The 16,432-nt window shown below is 67.1% G+C and carries 14 protein-coding genes; all 14 read right to left on the minus strand.

Annotated features, from left to right (window positions below; translation table 11 throughout):
- Positions 1 to 90: 90 nt before the first annotated feature.
- Complete coding sequence (ftsZ, locus tag G7Y85_RS13530) at positions 91 to 1,353, minus strand: cell division protein FtsZ (protein ID WP_166258002.1); 1,263 nt, start codon at positions 1,351 to 1,353, stop codon at positions 91 to 93.
- A 205-nt stretch (positions 1,354 to 1,558) separates the two neighbouring features.
- Positions 1,559 to 2,788: a cell division protein FtsA gene (gene ftsA, locus G7Y85_RS13535; RefSeq protein ID WP_166258005.1), complete on the minus strand. Its 1,230-nt coding sequence runs from the start codon at positions 2,786 to 2,788 to the stop codon at positions 1,559 to 1,561.
- A 1-nt stretch (position 2,789) separates the two neighbouring features.
- Positions 2,790 to 3,560: a cell division protein FtsQ/DivIB gene (locus tag G7Y85_RS13540; protein ID WP_166258008.1), complete on the minus strand. Its 771-nt coding sequence runs from the start codon at positions 3,558 to 3,560 to the stop codon at positions 2,790 to 2,792.
- Positions 3,557 to 4,531, minus strand: coding sequence for a D-alanine--D-alanine ligase (locus tag G7Y85_RS13545; protein ID WP_166258011.1), 975 nt, complete (start codon positions 4,529 to 4,531; stop codon positions 3,557 to 3,559). The genes G7Y85_RS13540 and G7Y85_RS13545 overlap by 4 nt, the downstream gene beginning before the upstream one ends.
- A complete protein-coding gene (gene murB, locus G7Y85_RS13550; protein WP_166258014.1) occupies positions 4,528 to 5,397 on the minus strand; it encodes a UDP-N-acetylmuramate dehydrogenase in 870 nt (289 codons plus the stop codon). The genes G7Y85_RS13545 and murB overlap by 4 nt, the downstream gene beginning before the upstream one ends.
- Complete coding sequence (gene murC, locus G7Y85_RS13555) at positions 5,394 to 6,833, minus strand: UDP-N-acetylmuramate--L-alanine ligase (protein WP_174839779.1); 1,440 nt, start codon at positions 6,831 to 6,833, stop codon at positions 5,394 to 5,396. Before murC ends, murB begins: the two co-directional genes overlap by 4 nt.
- A complete protein-coding gene (gene murG, locus G7Y85_RS13560) occupies positions 6,830 to 7,894 on the minus strand; it encodes an undecaprenyldiphospho-muramoylpentapeptide beta-N-acetylglucosaminyltransferase (protein WP_166258017.1) in 1,065 nt (354 codons plus the stop codon). The genes murC and murG overlap by 4 nt, the downstream gene beginning before the upstream one ends.
- An 8-nt stretch (positions 7,895 to 7,902) precedes the next feature.
- Entirely contained in the window at positions 7,903 to 9,075 is a 1,173-nt protein-coding gene (gene ftsW, locus G7Y85_RS13565) for a putative lipid II flippase FtsW (protein ID WP_166258020.1), read from the minus strand.
- Entirely contained in the window at positions 9,072 to 10,400 is a 1,329-nt protein-coding gene (gene murD / locus G7Y85_RS13570) for a UDP-N-acetylmuramoyl-L-alanine--D-glutamate ligase (RefSeq protein WP_166258025.1), read from the minus strand. Before murD ends, ftsW begins: the two co-directional genes overlap by 4 nt.
- On the minus strand, positions 10,400 to 11,485 hold the full coding sequence (gene mraY, locus G7Y85_RS13575; protein WP_166258028.1) for a phospho-N-acetylmuramoyl-pentapeptide-transferase: 1,086 nt from the start codon (positions 11,483 to 11,485) through the stop codon (positions 10,400 to 10,402). Before mraY ends, murD begins: the two co-directional genes overlap by 1 nt.
- Positions 11,485 to 12,846, minus strand: a complete 1,362-nt coding sequence (locus G7Y85_RS13580; protein ID WP_166258852.1) for a UDP-N-acetylmuramoyl-tripeptide--D-alanyl-D-alanine ligase — start codon at positions 12,844 to 12,846, stop codon at positions 11,485 to 11,487. Before G7Y85_RS13580 ends, mraY begins: the two co-directional genes overlap by 1 nt.
- The gene (locus G7Y85_RS13585) at positions 12,846 to 14,363 is read right to left on the minus strand and encodes a UDP-N-acetylmuramoyl-L-alanyl-D-glutamate--2,6-diaminopimelate ligase (RefSeq protein ID WP_166258031.1); all 1,518 of its coding nucleotides are present in this window, start codon (positions 14,361 to 14,363) and stop codon (positions 12,846 to 12,848) included. The genes G7Y85_RS13580 and G7Y85_RS13585 overlap by 1 nt, the downstream gene beginning before the upstream one ends.
- The gene (locus tag G7Y85_RS13590) at positions 14,360 to 16,135 is read right to left on the minus strand and encodes a peptidoglycan D,D-transpeptidase FtsI family protein (RefSeq protein ID WP_366514971.1); all 1,776 of its coding nucleotides are present in this window, start codon (positions 16,133 to 16,135) and stop codon (positions 14,360 to 14,362) included. Before G7Y85_RS13590 ends, G7Y85_RS13585 begins: the two co-directional genes overlap by 4 nt.
- The gene (gene ftsL / locus G7Y85_RS13595; RefSeq protein WP_166258034.1) at positions 16,132 to 16,404 is read right to left on the minus strand and encodes a cell division protein FtsL; all 273 of its coding nucleotides are present in this window, start codon (positions 16,402 to 16,404) and stop codon (positions 16,132 to 16,134) included. The genes G7Y85_RS13590 and ftsL overlap by 4 nt, the downstream gene beginning before the upstream one ends.
- Positions 16,405 to 16,432: the final 28 nt, after the last annotated feature.

Raw genomic sequence — 16,432 nt, forward strand, 5'->3', positions numbered from 1 at the left:
AGCGGCCGCGCCATTGGACACGGAAATGTTACCACGGGTTCCCCGGCCGGCCGCCCCATTGCGGGGCAGCCGCACGCGCCGGCAGCAGACTCAGTCCGCCTGGTTACGCAGGAATGCCGGGATGTTGATGATGTCTTCGTCCAGCCCCAGCGGGAATGCGCCGCCGCCGCCAGCTGCCGCAACCTTGCGCGGTTGCTGGCGATGCACGGCCGGGATGTCGAGGTTCGGCGATCCCATCGGCGGCATCGGCTGTGCGTAGCCCGGATGCTGCGTCTGGCCGTACATTGCCGGCTCGGCCGGACGAATGAACTGCGCGACGCGCGGATTGGCCGTCATGCTCGGCGTCGCCATCTGCGGCATCGGCGCGGCGGCAGCGCCACCCGGCAGGCCGGTCGCCACCACGGTCACGCGCAGTTCGCCATTGAGATTCGGATTGATCGACATGCCGATCTTGGCATCGGCTTCATCCGATGCGATCTCGCTGACGCGCGCGCTGATGTATTCGTATTCCTCGGACAACAGGGTCTCGTCGCAGGTCACGTTGACCAGCAGGCCCTGCGCGCCGTGCAGTTCGATGTCGTCAAGCAGCGGGCTCGACAGTGCCATCTCGACCGCGCGCTGTGCGCGATCTTCGCCGGTCGCCATGCCGATACCCATCATCGACATGCCGCGATTCGACATCACGGTCTTGACGTCGGCGAAGTCGACGTTGATCAGGCCCGGACGGGTGATCAGATCGGAGATGCCCTGCACGGCGTTCTGCAACACGTCGTTGGCGGCCTTGAAGCAGTTCAGCAGCGTGACCTTCTTGCCGAGCACCAGCGACAGCTTCTCGTTCGGAATCAGGATCAGCGAATCGGTGAACTGACGCAGCTCGTCGATGCCGCGCTGCGCAACGGCCATGCGCTTCTTGCCCTCGTGGGCAAACGGCTTGGTGACGACCGCGACCGTCAGGATGTTCAGCTCCTTGGCAATCTGCGCGATGACCGGCGCCGCACCGGTGCCGGTACCGCCGCCCATGCCGGCCGTCACGAACAGCAGATCGGTGCCCTCGATCATCTCGCGAATGCGATCGCGATCCTCTTCCGCCGCCTGACGGCCGACTTCCGGATTCGAGCCGGCACCGAGTCCGCGCGTGATCTCGACGCCGAGCTGGACCTGGTTGGTCGGCACGCAACGCTCGAGATGGTCGCGATCGGTGTTGGCGCACATGAAGTCGACGCCATCGATATTGGCCTGCGCCATCTGGTTGACGGTGTTGCAGCCACCGCCACCGATGCCGATGACGCGAATCACCGCGCGCCGGCGCTGGCCGTCCGTCAGTTCAAAGATTTCCCGTGTCTGTCCGCTCATGTTCTTGCTCCTGCGCCTTGAAAGCGCTCGTCCGTGTCCACCTGAAACGCGCCAACCGCGACCTTCGCCGTACGAAGTCCTGACCCGGCCTGCGGCGGCTTGTTTTTTATGTGAAACATTTTCGCAAAATTAAAATAGTTCATCACAGTGCCAATGTCAATAAAAAAAGCTCAAAAACATCTAAAAAAAAACGATTCCGCCTTGCTCAGAAACTGCCCTTGATCCATTCGTTGACGCGGTGCAACCACTGCCCGACCCCCTGGGTCGGCAGCGTCGGGGTCTGCGGCTGGTTCTGCCGGCCGTACATCAGCAGCCCCACCGCCGTGGCGCAGGCCGGATTGCGCACCACATCCTTGAGCCCCTGCACGTCGTGCGGCAGGCCCAGACGCACCGGCAGATCGAAGACCTGCTCGGCGAGTTCGACGACGCCGGGCATCTGCGACGACCCCCCGGTCAGCACCACGCCGCCGGCGACCAGTTCGTACCAGTCGGAGCGGTGCAGTTCCTTGCGAATGAAGTGAAAGAGTTCTTCGTAGCGCGGCTTGATGACCTCGGCCAGCGTCAGCCGCGACAGGCGCCGCGACGGTGCATCGCCAACCCCCTTGACCTCGATCTCCTCGTGCGCCGCGGCGAACTGCGGCAACGCCACGCCGTAGTGCACCTTCAATTCCTCGGCGTACGGCGCCGGCGTGCGGAACGCGACGCTGATGTCGTTGGTGACCTGGTTGCCGGCGATCGGCAGCACCGCCGTGTGGCGGATCGTGCCGCCCTTGAAGATCGCGATGTCCGACGTGCCGCCGCCGATGTCGATCATGCAGGCACCGAGATCGCGCTCGTCCGGCAGCAGGGTCGCGTAGCTCGACGCCAGATGCTGGAGGATCAGCTTGTCGACCTTGAGGCCGCAGGACTCGACGCACTTGTAGATGTTCTGCGCCGCCGAGATCGAGCCGGTGACGATGTGCACCTTGGCTTCGAGCCGCACGCCGTGCATGCCGATCGGGTCGTGAATGCCCTCGCGGCCGTCGACGACGAACTCCTGCGGAATCACGTGCAGGATCTTCTGATCGGCCGGAATCGCGATCGCGCGTGCGGCGTCCATCACGCTGTCGACATCGCGATCCGAGACACTGCCCGCGCGCACCGGCGCGACGCCGGTCGAATTGAGACTGCGGATGTGCGTGCCGGAAATGCCGACATAGACCGACTGCGCACGGCAGTTCGCCATGTGTTCGGCGTTCTCGACCGCACGCTTGATCGCCTGCGTGGTCAGCTCGATGTTGACGACATCACCGCGATTCATGCCGCGCGATGCGTGCTCGCCGTAGCCGACGATCTCGATGTGCCCTTCCGGCATCAGCTGGCCGACCACGGCCACGCACTTCGACGTGCCGATGTCGATGCCGACCAGCAGATTGCGCTCTTCGCGACGTGCCATGTCAGCGACCCTCCGTGCTGTCTGATTTGGACGGATCCTGCCAGCCGACAGAGAACCCGTTCGTGTAGCGCAGATCGACGTATTTCACTTCGTTCATCCGGTTCTTGAGGACACGCTCGGCAGGGCCGCGCAGCATCTCGACTTTCTCTTCGGGGTCGGTACGGCCGAAGCGCAGTTCGACGCCGTCCGTTGTGTGCCCGCCCCATTCGCCGCGCGCGTCCTGGGTCAGTCCCTGCAGCGGAAACGCCGACGACGCCAGCTCGCCGCTGAGGGTGCGGAACATCTGGGCCACGTCTTCTTCGGCACCGCTCGGTCCGGCCAGTTGCGGCAAACCGTCCGGCACTTCGCTGGCGGGTGGCGTGAAGACCCGGGCGTCGCTGTCGAGCAAGGCCTTGTCGCCCCAGTGCGCGAACGGCGTGCGCTCCCAGACCCGCACGCGCACCGTTGCCGGCCACACCCGCTCGACGCTCGCACGCGAGGTCCACGGCAGCGCTTCGACCGCGTGCCTGGCAGCGTCGAGATCGAGCGCACCGAACTCGCGATCGACCAGCGGCCGCAGCGCCGCATCGATGTCGCTGCTCTTGAGCCGCTGCAGGTGTCCCTCGATCTGGATCCGCGCGACCGGCGTATGACTGCCGATCGACAGCGCGCCCCAGCCGGCACCGATCACGCCGACGAACGCGACCACACCTGCCAGCAGCAGCAGATGGCGATGCATCGGAGATTGCGCTTGATCGAACATGTCGTCGGCCGTCATCGTCAGTGCGGTCATCCGCCGCCCTCCGCTGCGCCCGGCAAGGTGCCTTCGAGAATCGTCCAGCACAGTTCGGGGTAGTCGATGCCGCGCGCTTTCGCGGCCATCGGCACGAGACTGTGCGAGGTCATGCCCGGCACCAGATTGGCTTCGATCAGCCACGGCCGATCGTCGGCATCGAGCATGAAGTCGACGCGCCCCCAGCCACGCGCGCCGAGCAGCCGGAAGGCGCGCAGACAGATCGCCTGCACCTGCGCTTCGAGCTCGGCGTCGAGACCGCTCGGGCAGTGATAGCGCGTGTTGTCGGACAGATACTTGGCGTTGTAATCGTAGAATTCGCCATCCGGTTCGATGCGAATCGTCGGCAGGGCCACGCCGTCGAGGATCGCGCAGGTGAACTCGTGCCCCTGCGTACCGCCGCCGATGAAGCGCTCCGCCATCACCACACGGTCGTCACCCGCACCGTCGCTGCCGCGCGCCAGTTGCCACGCGACATGCAACTGGTCGGCATGCTTGACCTTGCTGACGCCGACGCTCGAACCCTCTTCGGAAGGCTTGATGATCAGCGGCAGGCCCAGGCGTTCGACGGCCGTCGTCAGATCGGCCTCATGCTCGATCCACAGCCATTCCGGCGTCGGCAGGCCTTCGGCCTTCCACAGACGCTTGGTGCGCAGCTTGTCCATCGCCAGCGCCGATGCGAGCACGCCGCTGCCGGTGTACGGAATGTTCTGCAGGTCGAGCGCGGCTTGTACGGTGCCGTCCTCACCGCCGGTGCCGTGCAGGATGTTGAAGACGCGGTCGTAACCCTGCCTGCCAAGGTTCAGAACGATCTCCGGCGTCGCATCGATCAGGGTCGCATCGACGCCTTTCGCAACGAGCGCGGCATGAATGCCCTCGCCGCTCCACAGCGCGACCTGGCGCTCGCTACTCCAGCCGCCCGCAAGCACGGCGACGCGACCGAATGCCGCAGGGTTCGTCGTTCGCGTCATGCGCGTTCTCCGACGATGCGCACTTCCGGCTGCAGCTCGATGCCGGTCTTCTCGCGCACGGTGTCACGAATGCAGGCAATCAGGCGCTCGACGTCGGCCGCGCACGCGGTCTCGTCGGTAATGATGAAATTGGCGTGCAGCATCGAGACCTCGGCGCCACCGATGCGATGTCCCTTGAGGCCGCAGTGCTCGATCAGGCGCGCGGCGTGGTCACCCGGCGGATTGCGGAAAGTGCTGCCGGCCGTCGGCCGGCCGACGGGCTGGGTTGCCTTGCGGCGCGCGAGCCAGGCCTTCATGTCCGCTTCGGCGACACCACCCGCATCGGCCTTGAACGTGAACCTTGCGGCGACAAACCCGACCACGTCATCGGGCAGCTCGACGTGGCGATAGCCGTAGCGGAACGCCTGCCGCGGCAGCCACACGGTCGTGCCGTCGCGACGCATCACCTCGACCTCGCGCACCACATCCCAGGTTTCGCCACCGTGCGCACCGGCGTTCATCGCCAGCGCGCCGCCGACCGTGCCCGGTATGCCGGCGAAGAACCCGGCACCGGCAAGCTTTGCGGCCACCGTGAATTTGGCAAGTCGCGCACAGTGCACGCCGGCTTCGGCCTCGATCGTGTCGGCGTCGACGCGCCGAAGCTCGTCGAGCGCGCCATGCAGGCCGATCACCGTGCCGCGCACGCCGCCGTCGCGAACCAGCAGATTGCTGCCCAGACCGATCCACAGGATCGGTTCATCGGCGGCCAGGCTGCGCACGAAGCTCGACAGTGATTCGCGCGTCGACGGCTCGAAGTAACGATCGGCCGGGCCACCGACCCGCCATGAGGTGTGCCGTGCCATCGGCTCGTCGTGCATGAGGTTCATGCCGGCACTCCCGGTCTGAACTGCTGCTGCAGCAGCGCCGGCAGCCCGCCGACGTCGCCGGCGCCCATCGTCAGCAGCAGATCGCCGTCGCGCAGCACGTGCGAGAGGGCGTCCGGCAGTTCGGCGACACTGGCGACGAACACCGGCTCGACCTGGCCGCGGGCGCGGATTGCACGCGCCAGCGCACGCCCGTCGGCGCCTTCGATCGGCGCTTCACCGGCCGCGTAGACCTCGGCGAGCAACAAGGCGTCGGCTTCCGCCAGGATCGCGGCGAAATCCTCGAACAGATCACGCGTGCGCGTGTAGCGGTGCGGCTGGAAGGCAACGACCAGGCGCCGCTGCGGATGCGCGGCGCGCATTGCCTGGAACGTCGCGGCGATCTCGCGCGGATGATGGCCGTAGTCATCGACCAGCACGAAGCGCCCCTTCGCCAGCGGCAGCTCGCCGTGCGGTTCGCAGCGCCGGCCGACACCGCCGAAACCCGACAGCGCACGGCGCATCGCGTCGAAGGACACGCCGAGTTCGCGGCCGATCGCGATCGCCACCAGCGCGTTCTGCACGTTGTGCTCGCCCGGCAGGTTGAGGTGAAACTCCTCCTTGCCGGCCTTGCCGTCGCCGTCGACATGGCAGACCGTGAAGTGCGCGCCACTGCCTTCCGGCCGGATGTCGCAGGCGCGCAGATCGGCGTCTTCGGCAAAGCCGTAGGTCAGCACCGGCCGGCCGACGTCGTTGAGCAGCTCGCGCACGACCGGATCGTCGATGCACATCACCGCCAGACCGTAGAACGGCAGACGATGCAGGAACTCGATGAACGCCGCGCGCAGCTTGCGGAAATCGTGCGCGTAGGTTTCCAGATGATCGGCGTCGATGTTGGTGACGGCGGCAATCATCGGCGACAGATGCAGGAACGACGCATCGCTTTCGTCGGCTTCGGCAACGAGATAGTGGCCGGCACCGAGCCGCGCATTGCTGCCGGCGGACTTGAGCTTGCCGCCGATCACATAGGTGGGGTCCAGCCCGCCTTCGGCCAGCACGCTGGCAACCAGGCTGGTGGTCGTGGTCTTGCCATGCGTACCGGCGATGGCGATGCCGTAACGGAAGCGCATCAGCTCCGCGAGCATTTCCGCGCGACGCACGACCGGAATGCGCTGCGCATGCGCGTAGACCACTTCCGGATTGCTCGCCTTCACGGCCGTCGAGACGACGATGGCGTCGGCACCTTCGGCGTTCTTCTCGGCATGACCGATGAAGATGGTGGCGCCAAGCTCGCGCAGACGATCGGTGGCCGCGCTGCTTTTCAGGTCGGTCCCGCTGACCTGATAGCCGAGATTGATCAGCACTTCGGCGATGCCTGCCATGCCGGAGCCGCCGATGCCGAGCATGTGGATGCGTCGCACGCGACGCATTGCCATCGTCGGATTGAGGGTCGCGCTCATGGCGTCGCTCCGGCGACCTGCAAGCAGGCGTCGGCAATGGTTTTGCTGGCGTCGTGCCAGGCACGGCTGCGCGCGGCGTCGGCCATCCGCTGCAGGCGCTGGCGGTCGCCGAGCAACTCGCCGAGCAGCTGCGCGAGACGCGCCGCATCGAGACGGTGCTCCGGCAGCAGGACCGCCGCGCCGGCATCGACCAGGTAGGCGGCATTGCGCGTCTGGTGATCGTCCACCGCAAACGGAAACGGCACGAGGATCGTCGCATTGCCGGCGGCGCCGACCTCGGCGATCGTCGACGCACCGGCACGGCACACGACCAGATCGGCCCAGGCGAATGCCGCGGGCATGTCGTCGATGAACGCCGTGACGTCGGCCTCGACCTGCGCCTGGCCATAGGCGCGCTGCGCAATCTCGAGCGTGCGCCCGGCCTGATGCCGGACCTGCGGTCGCTGCGCGGCGGGCAACAGCGCGAGCGCCTGGGGCAATTGTTCGTTGAGCGCGCGCGCCCCCTGCGAGCCGCCGATCACCAGCAGTCGCGGCGCGCCATCGTGGGCGAGCCGTGTCGCCGGCGGCGGCAACTCGGCAAAGCCGGCGCGCACCGGATTGCCGACCGTCACCGCCTTGCCGAAGGTATCCGGGAAGGCCTGCAGCACCCGGCGCGACAGTCGCGCAAGGCAGCGATTGGTCAGCCCGGCAGCGGCGTTCTGTTCGTGAATGACGAGCGGCCGGCCGCTGAGCCATGCCGCCAGTCCGCCGGGGCCCGCGGCAAAGCCACCGAAGCCGAGCACCGCCGCCGGCCGCCGCGCCTTGAGTATCGCGAGCGCCTCGCGCACGGCACGCACGATCAGCAGCGGCGCCTGCAGCAGCTTGCCGATGCCCTTGCCGCGCAGGCCGGAGACGCGGATGAAGTCGATCGCGAAACCGTGCTGCGGCACGACGCGCGCTTCGAAGCTGTCCGGCGCACCCATCCAGCTCACTTCGTGTCCGCGCGCGCGCAGTTCCTGCGCGACCGCGAGTGCCGGGTAGACGTGGCCACCGGTGCCTCCCGCCATGACCACGAATTTCATGGCCGCGCTCATTTGCGATCCTCTGCCGAGGTCACGCCGAATGCGGCCGCGCGATTTTCGTAGTCGACCCGCAGGATCAGGCCCAGCAGCGCACAGACCGTCAGCAGCGACGAACCGCCATAGCTCATCAGCGGCAGTGTCAGACCCTTGGTCGGCAGCAGGCCCATGTTGACGGCCATGTTGATCAGCGCCTGCAAGCCCAGCCAGCCGGAGAGGCCGTAGCAGACGTAGGCCGAGAACCGGCGCCCGTCGAGTTCGGCACGACGCGCGATCGCGAAGCCGCGCCAGACGACGATGCCGAACAGCGTGATCAGGATGCTGATGCCGAGCAGGCCGAATTCTTCGGCAAGGATCGCGAAGATGAAGTCGGTATGCATCTCCGGCAGGTACAGCAGCTTCTGCACGCTGTTGCCGAGCCCGACCCCGGTCCACTCGCCGCGACCGACGGCGATCAGCGACTGCGCGAGCTGCCAGCCGGCATTCTCGACGTCCGCCCAGGGATCCATGAAGTTGAGCATGCGCTTGACGCGATACGGCGCCGCGACCGCGATCATCACCAGACCGGCAGCGGCAAAGCCGACGAAAGCCAGGTAGTAATGCACGCGCGCGCCGCCGAGAAACAGCATCAGGAAGACGACGCCGAGCAGGATTGCAGTCGCGCCGAAGTCCGGTTCCATCAACAGCAGCAGGCAGGGCAGCATCACCGCAACGACCGGCATCGCCAGACCCTTGAAGCTGGTCTGCAATTGTTCCTGTCGGCGCGTGATGTAGCTGGCGACATAAATGATCAGCGCCAGGCGCACGGGCTCGGACGCCTGCAGACCGAACACGCCGACGTCGATCCAGCGGCGTGCGGCATTGACCTTGACGCCGATGCCCGGAATCAGCACCAGCACCAGCAGGCCGAGCGCGAAGATGAACAGCCAGGTGCTGCTGCGCTCCCATTGCTGCATCGGCACGCAATACATCACGAAACCGAGGCCGCCACCGATCGCCATGAACAGCAGCTGCCGGAAGAAGTAGTAGAACGGGTCACCGGTGATCTTCTCGGCCTGCGCGACAGACGCGGACGCGACCATCACCAGACCCCAGAGCAGCAGAACGAGAATCGCGCCGCACAGCCAGTTGTCGATTCCGAAGCGGGTCTTGGGAATGCCCCAGCCCATCGTTGCGCTGTTCATGCGAGCTCCCGCACGGCGGCGCGGAACTGTTCGCCGCGATCGACATAGCTCTTGAACTGATCGAAGCTGGCGCAGGCCGGCGACAGCAGGACCCGATCGCCGGGCTCGGCCAGAGAACGGGCACGCCGCAGCGCGCCGCCCATGTCGGCCTCGCACCAGATCGGCAGCGCGCCGTGCACGTCGCGTTCGATCACGGCGGCGTCTTCGCCGAACAGCACCGCCGCGCGCCCCTTGCGCGCAAGCGCGTCGCGCAGATCGACGAACGACTGCCCCTTGCCCTGCCCGCCACCGAGCCAGACGATCGGTGCCGGCAGGCCGTTCAGCGCGGCCAGTGTCGAACCGACGTTGGTGCCCTTCGAATCATTGAAGTAATCGACGCCGGCGACGCGCGCAACGAACTCGCAGCGATGCGGCAGGCCGCCGAAGCTGCGCAACGCCGCGACGCTCGCCGCACGCGCAATGCCGACAGCATCGGCAAGCGCCAGCGCTGCCAGTGCGTTGGCGGCATTGTGCAGCCCGAAGATCTTCAGCTCGGCGAGCGGCAGGACACCGGCATCGCCCCGCGCCAGCGCCGGGCCGTCCGGCAATGCCCGCAGGCCGTACTGTTCTGCCTCCGGCGCATCGAGACCGAACGAGATCGCATGGGCCGGCGCCAGCGCCATGACCGCGGGATCGTCGCGATTGACGATCGCGACAGCGGTCTTGTCGAAGATGCGCGCCTTGACGGCAGCGTAGTGCGCCATCGTGCCGTGGCGGTCGAGATGATCCTGCGACAGGTTCAGGATCGTCGCCGCCGCGCAGCGCAGACTGCGGGTCGTTTCCAGCTGGAAGCTCGACAGCTCGAGCACGTAGAGGGCAACGTCGTCGGCGAGCAGATCGAGCGCCGGCGTGCCGAGATTGCCACCGACGGCGACCTGCAGGCCGGCCGCTTTCGCCATCTCGCCGACCAGCGTGGTGACCGTGCTCTTGCCATTGCTGCCGGTGATGCCGACCACCGGCGCGTGGGCCGCGCGTGCGAACAGTTCGATGTCGCCGACGATCTCGACACCGGCCGCCGCCAGTTCGCGCACGAAGGCTTCGTCCAGCGACACGCCCGGCGACACGACCGCCATCGCATACGCGGTCAAGGGCTGCGGCGCGGCAAAGCCGCCGAGCCGGAATCCGACTTGCGGAAACTCGGCGCGCAGCGCTTCGATCCCCGCCGGTGCGCTGCGCGTGTCGGTGACATCCAGCCGAGCGCCGCGGCGCGCCAGGTAGCGCAGGCTCGAAGCGCCACTGGCACCGAGCCCGACGATCAGAATCTGCTGGCCGTGAAAGTCCGCCATCAGCGCACCTTCAGCGACGCAAGGCCGATCAACACGAGAATCAGCGTGATGATCCAGAAGCGGACGATGATCTTCGGCTCGGGCCAGCCCTTGAGTTCGTAGTGGTGGTGCAGGGGCGCCATGCGGAAGATGCGCTTGCCGCCGCTGTACTTGAAGTACAGCACCTGCAAGGCGACCGACACCGTCTCGGCGACGAAGATGCCGCCCATGATCGCGAGCACGAATTCCTGACGCACCAGCACCGCGACCACGCCAAGCGCGGCGCCCAGCGCGAGCGCGCCGACGTCGCCCATGAACACCTGGGCCGGATAGGCGTTGAACCAGAGAAAGCCGAGGCCGGCGCCGGCGATCGCCGTGCAGAAGATCGCCAGTTCACCGATGCCGCTGATGTACGGAATGCTCAGATACGCCGCGAACTTCGCGTTGCCGCTCGCGTACGCGAAGATCGCCAGCGCCGACGCCACCAGCACGGTCGGCATGATCGCCAGGCCATCGAGGCCGTCGGTGAGATTGACCGCGTTGCTGCTGCCGACGATCACCAGATACGCCCAGGGAATGAAGAACAGGCCGAGCGAGATCGAGACGTGCTTGATGAACGGGAAGAACAGCATCGTTTCGGCCGGTGTGCTCGCCGTCCAGTACATCAGCGTCGCAATGCCGAAGCCGGCCAGCGACAGCCAGAAATACTTCCTGCGTGCCGGCAGACCCTTGGGGTCCTTGTACTTGATCTTGATGTAGTCGTCGGCAAAACCGACCGCACCGAACGCGAGGGTCACGATCAGCGCGAACCAGACGAAACGATTCCGGAGGTCGGCCCACAGCAAGGTCGATACCGAAATCGCGCCGAGGATCAGCACGCCGCCCATGGTCGGTGTACCGGTCTTCTTCAGATGGCTCTGCGGGCCGTCCGAACGCACCGGCTGGCCGAATTTGAACCGGTACAGGCGCTCGATCAGCAGCGGCCCGAACGAGAAGCAGAAGATCAGCGCCGTCAGCACGCCGAGCACGCTGCGCAGCGTCAGATACGTGAAGGCGTTGAAGCCGCTCACATACTGCTTCAGGAATTCAGCGAGGTGATAGAGCACTAGTGCATTCCCCCGATCGACGCTTCACCGGTGAGGGCGGCAACGATGCGCTCCATGCGCGCCGATCGCGAGCCCTTCACCAGCAAGGTGATGGTTCTGTCGAGCTGCGGCGCCAGTGCGGCCGCGAGTTGTTCGGTATCGTCAAAACGCTCGCCGCCATTGCCGAAGGCACGCACGGCCTCGCCGGCCAGCGCCCCGACCGCAAACAGGCGTTCGATGCCCAGCCGCTTGGCGGCGGCACCGGCGTCGGCGTGCAATTGCGCTGCGGTATCGCCGAGTTCGGCCATGTTGCCGAGCACCAGCCAGCGTCGACCGGGCAGTTCGGCCAGCAGTTCGAGGCCGGCGCGCAGCGAGCTCGGATTGGCGTTGTAGCTGTCGTCGAGCAGCCGCGCGCCCTGCGCAGTGGTCTTCCAGTCGAGGCGGCCGCTCGCGCCCTCGCTGCGCGACAGGCCGATCGCGATCTGCGCCGGCTCCAGACCGAGCGCGACGCCGCAGGCGGCTGCGGCCAGGGCATTCATGACGTTGTGGCGCCCGGGCATGCTCAGCATCAGCTCCGCGCGACCCTGCGGCGTCGCCAGCGTGAAGCGGCTGCCGGCGCCGGCCTGCGGCTCCAGATGCAGAGCCTGCACATCGACGCCGTCACGCAGGCCGAAGCTCAGCACCGACGCGTCGCCGGCCAGCGTTTTCCACAGCGGGTAGTAATGATCGTCGGCATTGATGACCGCGACGCCATCGGCACCGAGGGCCGCGAACAGCTCGCCCTTGGCCCTGGCCACGCCGTCGCGCGAACCGAAGCCTTCGAGGTGCGCATCGCCGGCCTGCGTGACGACGCCGACATCGGGCCTGGCGATCGACGCGAGCAGCGCGATCTCGCCGGCGTGATTGGCCCCCATTTCGATCACCGCGGTGCGATGTTCGCCGCGCATCTTCAACAGCGTCAGCGGTACGCCGATGTGGTTGTTGAGATTGCCTTCGGTCGCGAGCACGGGACCGCGTGCCGCAAACACCGACGCCAGCATCTGCTTGGTCGTGGTCTTGCCGTTGCTGCCGGTCACGGCCACCACCGGAATGTCGAAACGAGCGCGCCAGAGCGCCGCCATGCGCTGCAGGCCGACCAGGGTGTCCGCGACCTTGAGCTGCGGCAGTTCGACGTCGACGTAGTCCGATACCAGAGCCGCAACCGCGCCGGCCGCGCGAGCCTGTGCAACGAAGGCGTGACCGTCGAAGCGTTCGCCGCGGAGCGCGACGAACAGTGCACCGTCGGCGACGCCACGGCTGTCGGTCGTCACCCGCGCAAACCGCCGATCCGCACCGCGCAATTCGGCAGCCAGCGGTGCGACCAGTTCGTCGAGCGCGAACATCATGCGCGCGGCTCCACGCCCAGCTGCCCGGCAACGAACCCGCGGTCGCTGAAGCTTCTCACTTCGTTGCCGTAGATCTGGTAATCCTCGTGGCCCTTGCCGGCGATCACGACCACGTCGTCGCGACCGGCAGCGGCGATCGCCATGCGGATGGCCGATGCACGATCGTGTTCGACACGCGGCGCAGCGGTGCCGGCCGGCGCGAGTGCGATGCCGGCCAGGATTTCGGCAACGATCGCCTGTGGCGATTCGTGCCGCGGATTGTCGTCGGTGATGAAGACCGTGTCCGCCAGCGCCAGCGCCGCAGCGGCCATCAGCGGACGCTTGCCACGATCACGGTCACCGCCGCACCCGAACACGCAGAGCAGTCGCCCCGCGGTATGCGCACGCACGGCCGTCAGCACCTGACGCAGCGCTTCCGGCGTGTGCGCGTAGTCGACGACGACCAGCGGCTGACCCTCCGCGCCACGAAAGCCCTCGATGCGCCCGGGCACCGTATGTGCCTGTTCGAGCGCCGCGGCCGCGTCACGCAAGGGAATGTCGTGGCTGATCAGCGCTCCGAGTGCGGCCAGCAGATTGTGGACATTGAAACGCCCGAGCAGGCGGCTGCGGATCTGCACGGCGCCGAGATGGCTGTCGACCGTGAAGCGCAGGCCCTGCGCGTCGAGCGCCAGTTCGCGTGCAATCAGATGCGGTGTCGCCGGCGCTTCGCCGTCGATGCCGTAACTGATGACCTCGATGCGATCGCGCTGTTCGGCGATCCACCTGCGGCCCCAGACATCGTCTCGGTTGAGCACGGCACAGAGCAGCTCGCTGCGCTCGAACAGCTTGCGCTTGGCTGCCGCATACGCCTCGACCGTACCGTGATAATCGAGATGGTCGCGGCTGATGTTGGTCAGCACGGCAGTGCGGAACGTGGTGCCGGCAACGCGCGCCTGATCGAGCGCGTGCGACGACACCTCCATCGCGATCGTCCGCACGCCGTCGCGGCGCATCTGCGCCAGCCACTGCTGCAGACTGATCGGATCCGGCGTCGTGTGCGTGCTGGTCGCCAGCGCGCCGACGCGGCCCATGCCGATCGTGCCGAGGTAGCCACAGGCCTGGTGCAGCGCTTCAAATGCCTGTGCGATCAGATACGCGGTCGACGTCTTGCCGTCGGTTCCGGTGACGCCGACGCAGTACATGTGCCGCGACGGATGATCGTGGAAACGCGCGGCGATCTCGCCGGCGCGCTGCGACAACTGCGCAACCGGCACCTGCGGGATCCCGATGTCCGGCTCGACGATGCCCGATGCCGGCTCCCAGGCCACGGCCGCCGCACCGCGCTGCAGGACCTGCTCGATGAACGACAAGCCGTGCGCTGCGCTGCGTGAGGCGCCGCTACCCTTGCAGGCGAGAAACAGATCGCCAGGCGACACCTTGCGCGAATCGATTTCCACGCCGGTAACGTCGAAATCCGGGGCCGGGGCGTCGTACCCGGCCAGCAGGCTTCGCAGCGAATGCGCAGCGCCGCTCATCGCGTCGTCCTCGCATTGACTTTGACCATGGTCGGACCGCCAACCGCACGCGGCAGGCTCGGCGGCGCGAGATCCGGTGTATGCGTGCCTTCCGGCGAAATCTGCAGCAGACGTGCGGCGCCCTGCATGACACTGGCGAAGACCGGCGCCGCGGCCAGGCCGCCGTAGTAACGGCCGTCGCTGGGCTCGTCGATGATGACGAGACCGACGAGGCGCGGATTTTCCGCAGGCACCATGCCGACGAACAGCGCCATGTGCCGGTTTGCGTCGTACACCCCGTTGTCGGACAGCTTGCGTGCGGTGCCGGTCTTGCCGGCGACCTTGTAGCCCTGGATAGCCGCGCGCGTGGCGCTGCCGCCCGGCGCGACCACCGTTTCCAGCATCTCGCGTACTTCGCGCGCCGTCCGCGCCGAGATCGCACGCTGTGGCGGCACCGGCGGCGCGTTCTTGATGAGACGCAGATGCGGCATCAGGCCGTCGTTGGCGAGCGCCGAATACGCGCGCACTTCGTGCAGCGCATTGAGCGACCAGCCGTAGCCGTACGATGCGGTGGCGGTCGCGATCTCGCCCCATTGGCTGTAGTGGCGCAATACGGAGTTGGCTTCGCCGGGAAACGCCGTGTAGAGCGGCTCGGCAATGCCGAAACGCTGCAGGCCGGCCCAGACCGCTTCTGGCCCCAGCGTCAGACCGATCTTGGCGGCGCCGACGTTGCTCGACTTGGCGAGTATTTTCGCCAGGTCCATCACGCCGCCGGGGTGATCGTCGCGCACGGTCAGCGCGCCGACCTTGAACCAGCCGGGCGTGGTGTCGATCGTGCTGGTCGGCTGGAACAGGCCGAGCTCCAGCGCCTGTGCGACCAGCAAGGGCTTGGCGGTCGACCCCGGTTCGTACAGGTCGGTGATGGCGCGGTTGCGTGTGCCCGGTGGTTTGCGCTCGCCCGGGTTGTTCGGATTGAACCCCGGCTGCGACGCGATCGCCAGGATGTCGCCGGTCGCACTGTCGGCGATGACGATCGTGCCGCCCTTGGCCTTGTGTTCGGCGACCGCTTCCTTGAGCTCGCGATAGGCGAGGTACTGGATGCGCAGGTCGATCGTCAGCTGCACATCCTCGCCGGACTGCGCCTCGACGAACTTCAGATTGTCTTCGACGATATGCCCGGCGCGATCGCGAATCACGCGACGCGAACCCTGCTTGCCGGCGAGCACCGACTCCTGCGCCTTCTCGATGCCTTCGAGACCGGTGCCGTCGCGGCCGCAGAAGCCGACGACCTGGCCGGCCACTTCGCCGGCCGGGTAGTAGCGTGCATACGAAGGATCGGAGAACACGCCCGGCGCACCGAGCGACAGCACGCGCTTGGCCTCGCCGGGCGACAACGGATCGCTGATGTAGACGAACTTGCGATCGGCACGTGCCTGCAGGAATTTGCGCAGCTCGTCGGGCTGGCGACCGAGCAGCTTGGCGACCGCATCGACATAGCGCGGCGCATCGAGCAGGGCCTGCGGCACCGCCCACAGCGACTCCACCGGCGCCGACAGGGCGAGCGGCTCGCCGCGGCGATCGACGATCGCGCCGCGGTGCGCGGGAATCGTCACGTCGCGAATCGAGCGCTTGCTGCCTTCCGCGGCGAGAAAGTCCTGATCGATGACTTCCAGCTGGAACGCGCGCCCGAACACGACGCAGGCACCGAGCGCCATCACGCCGAGCACGAAACCGCGACGCCAGCCGCCGACCGGCGCGGGTGCCGGCGCAGGTGCCAGACGCCGCGCCTTCACGGCTTGTCCTCGACGATCACGTAATCATTCGGCTCGGTCATGCCGAGCTGATTGCGGGCGATCCTTTCGACGCGGTTGTTGTTGGCGAGCGTCGCTTCTTCCAGCTGCAGCTGCGCCCATTCCATGTCGAGCCGTTCGCGATCGCTGCGCAAACCCTCGAGCTCGGTGACCAGTCCGCGGTTCTCGTGCTTGGTGCGCACGACGGCAAGCGCCGACACGACGATGGCGATGATCAGGCTCAGGGGGATCAGCAGAGCACCGCGCTTCACGTTTGCACCTCTCGCCCCGCACCGATGG

Origin of the sequence: Solimonas terrae (assembly GCF_011067135.1) — a bacterium.
Taxonomy (GTDB): Bacteria; Pseudomonadota; Gammaproteobacteria; order Nevskiales; family Nevskiaceae; genus Solimonas; species Solimonas terrae.

What these genes read in the sequence shown, in the direction of transcription:
- ftsZ (WP_166258002.1), bottom strand. Translation starts at nt 1,353, where the DNA reads ATGAGCGGACAGACACGGGAAATCTTTGAACTGACGGACGGCCAGCGC.
- ftsA (WP_166258005.1), bottom strand. Translation starts at nt 2,788, where the DNA reads ATGGCACGTCGCGAAGAGCGCAATCTGCTGGTCGGCATCGACATCGGC.
- G7Y85_RS13540 (WP_166258008.1), bottom strand. Translation starts at nt 3,560, where the DNA reads ATGACCGCACTGACGATGACGGCCGACGACATGTTCGATCAAGCGCAA.
- G7Y85_RS13545 (WP_166258011.1), bottom strand. Translation starts at nt 4,531, where the DNA reads ATGACGCGAACGACGAACCCTGCGGCATTCGGTCGCGTCGCCGTGCTT.
- murB (WP_166258014.1), bottom strand. Translation starts at nt 5,397, where the DNA reads ATGAACCTCATGCACGACGAGCCGATGGCACGGCACACCTCATGGCGG.
- murC (WP_174839779.1), bottom strand. Translation starts at nt 6,833, where the DNA reads ATGAGCGCGACCCTCAATCCGACGATGGCAATGCGTCGCGTGCGACGC.
- murG (WP_166258017.1), bottom strand. Translation starts at nt 7,894, where the DNA reads ATGAAATTCGTGGTCATGGCGGGAGGCACCGGTGGCCACGTCTACCCG.
- ftsW (WP_166258020.1), bottom strand. Translation starts at nt 9,075, where the DNA reads ATGAACAGCGCAACGATGGGCTGGGGCATTCCCAAGACCCGCTTCGGA.
- murD (WP_166258025.1), bottom strand. Translation starts at nt 10,400, where the DNA reads ATGGCGGACTTTCACGGCCAGCAGATTCTGATCGTCGGGCTCGGTGCC.
- G7Y85_RS13580 (WP_166258852.1), bottom strand. Translation starts at nt 12,846, where the DNA reads ATGTTCGCGCTCGACGAACTGGTCGCACCGCTGGCTGCCGAATTGCGC.
- G7Y85_RS13585 (WP_166258031.1), bottom strand. Translation starts at nt 14,363, where the DNA reads ATGAGCGGCGCTGCGCATTCGCTGCGAAGCCTGCTGGCCGGGTACGAC.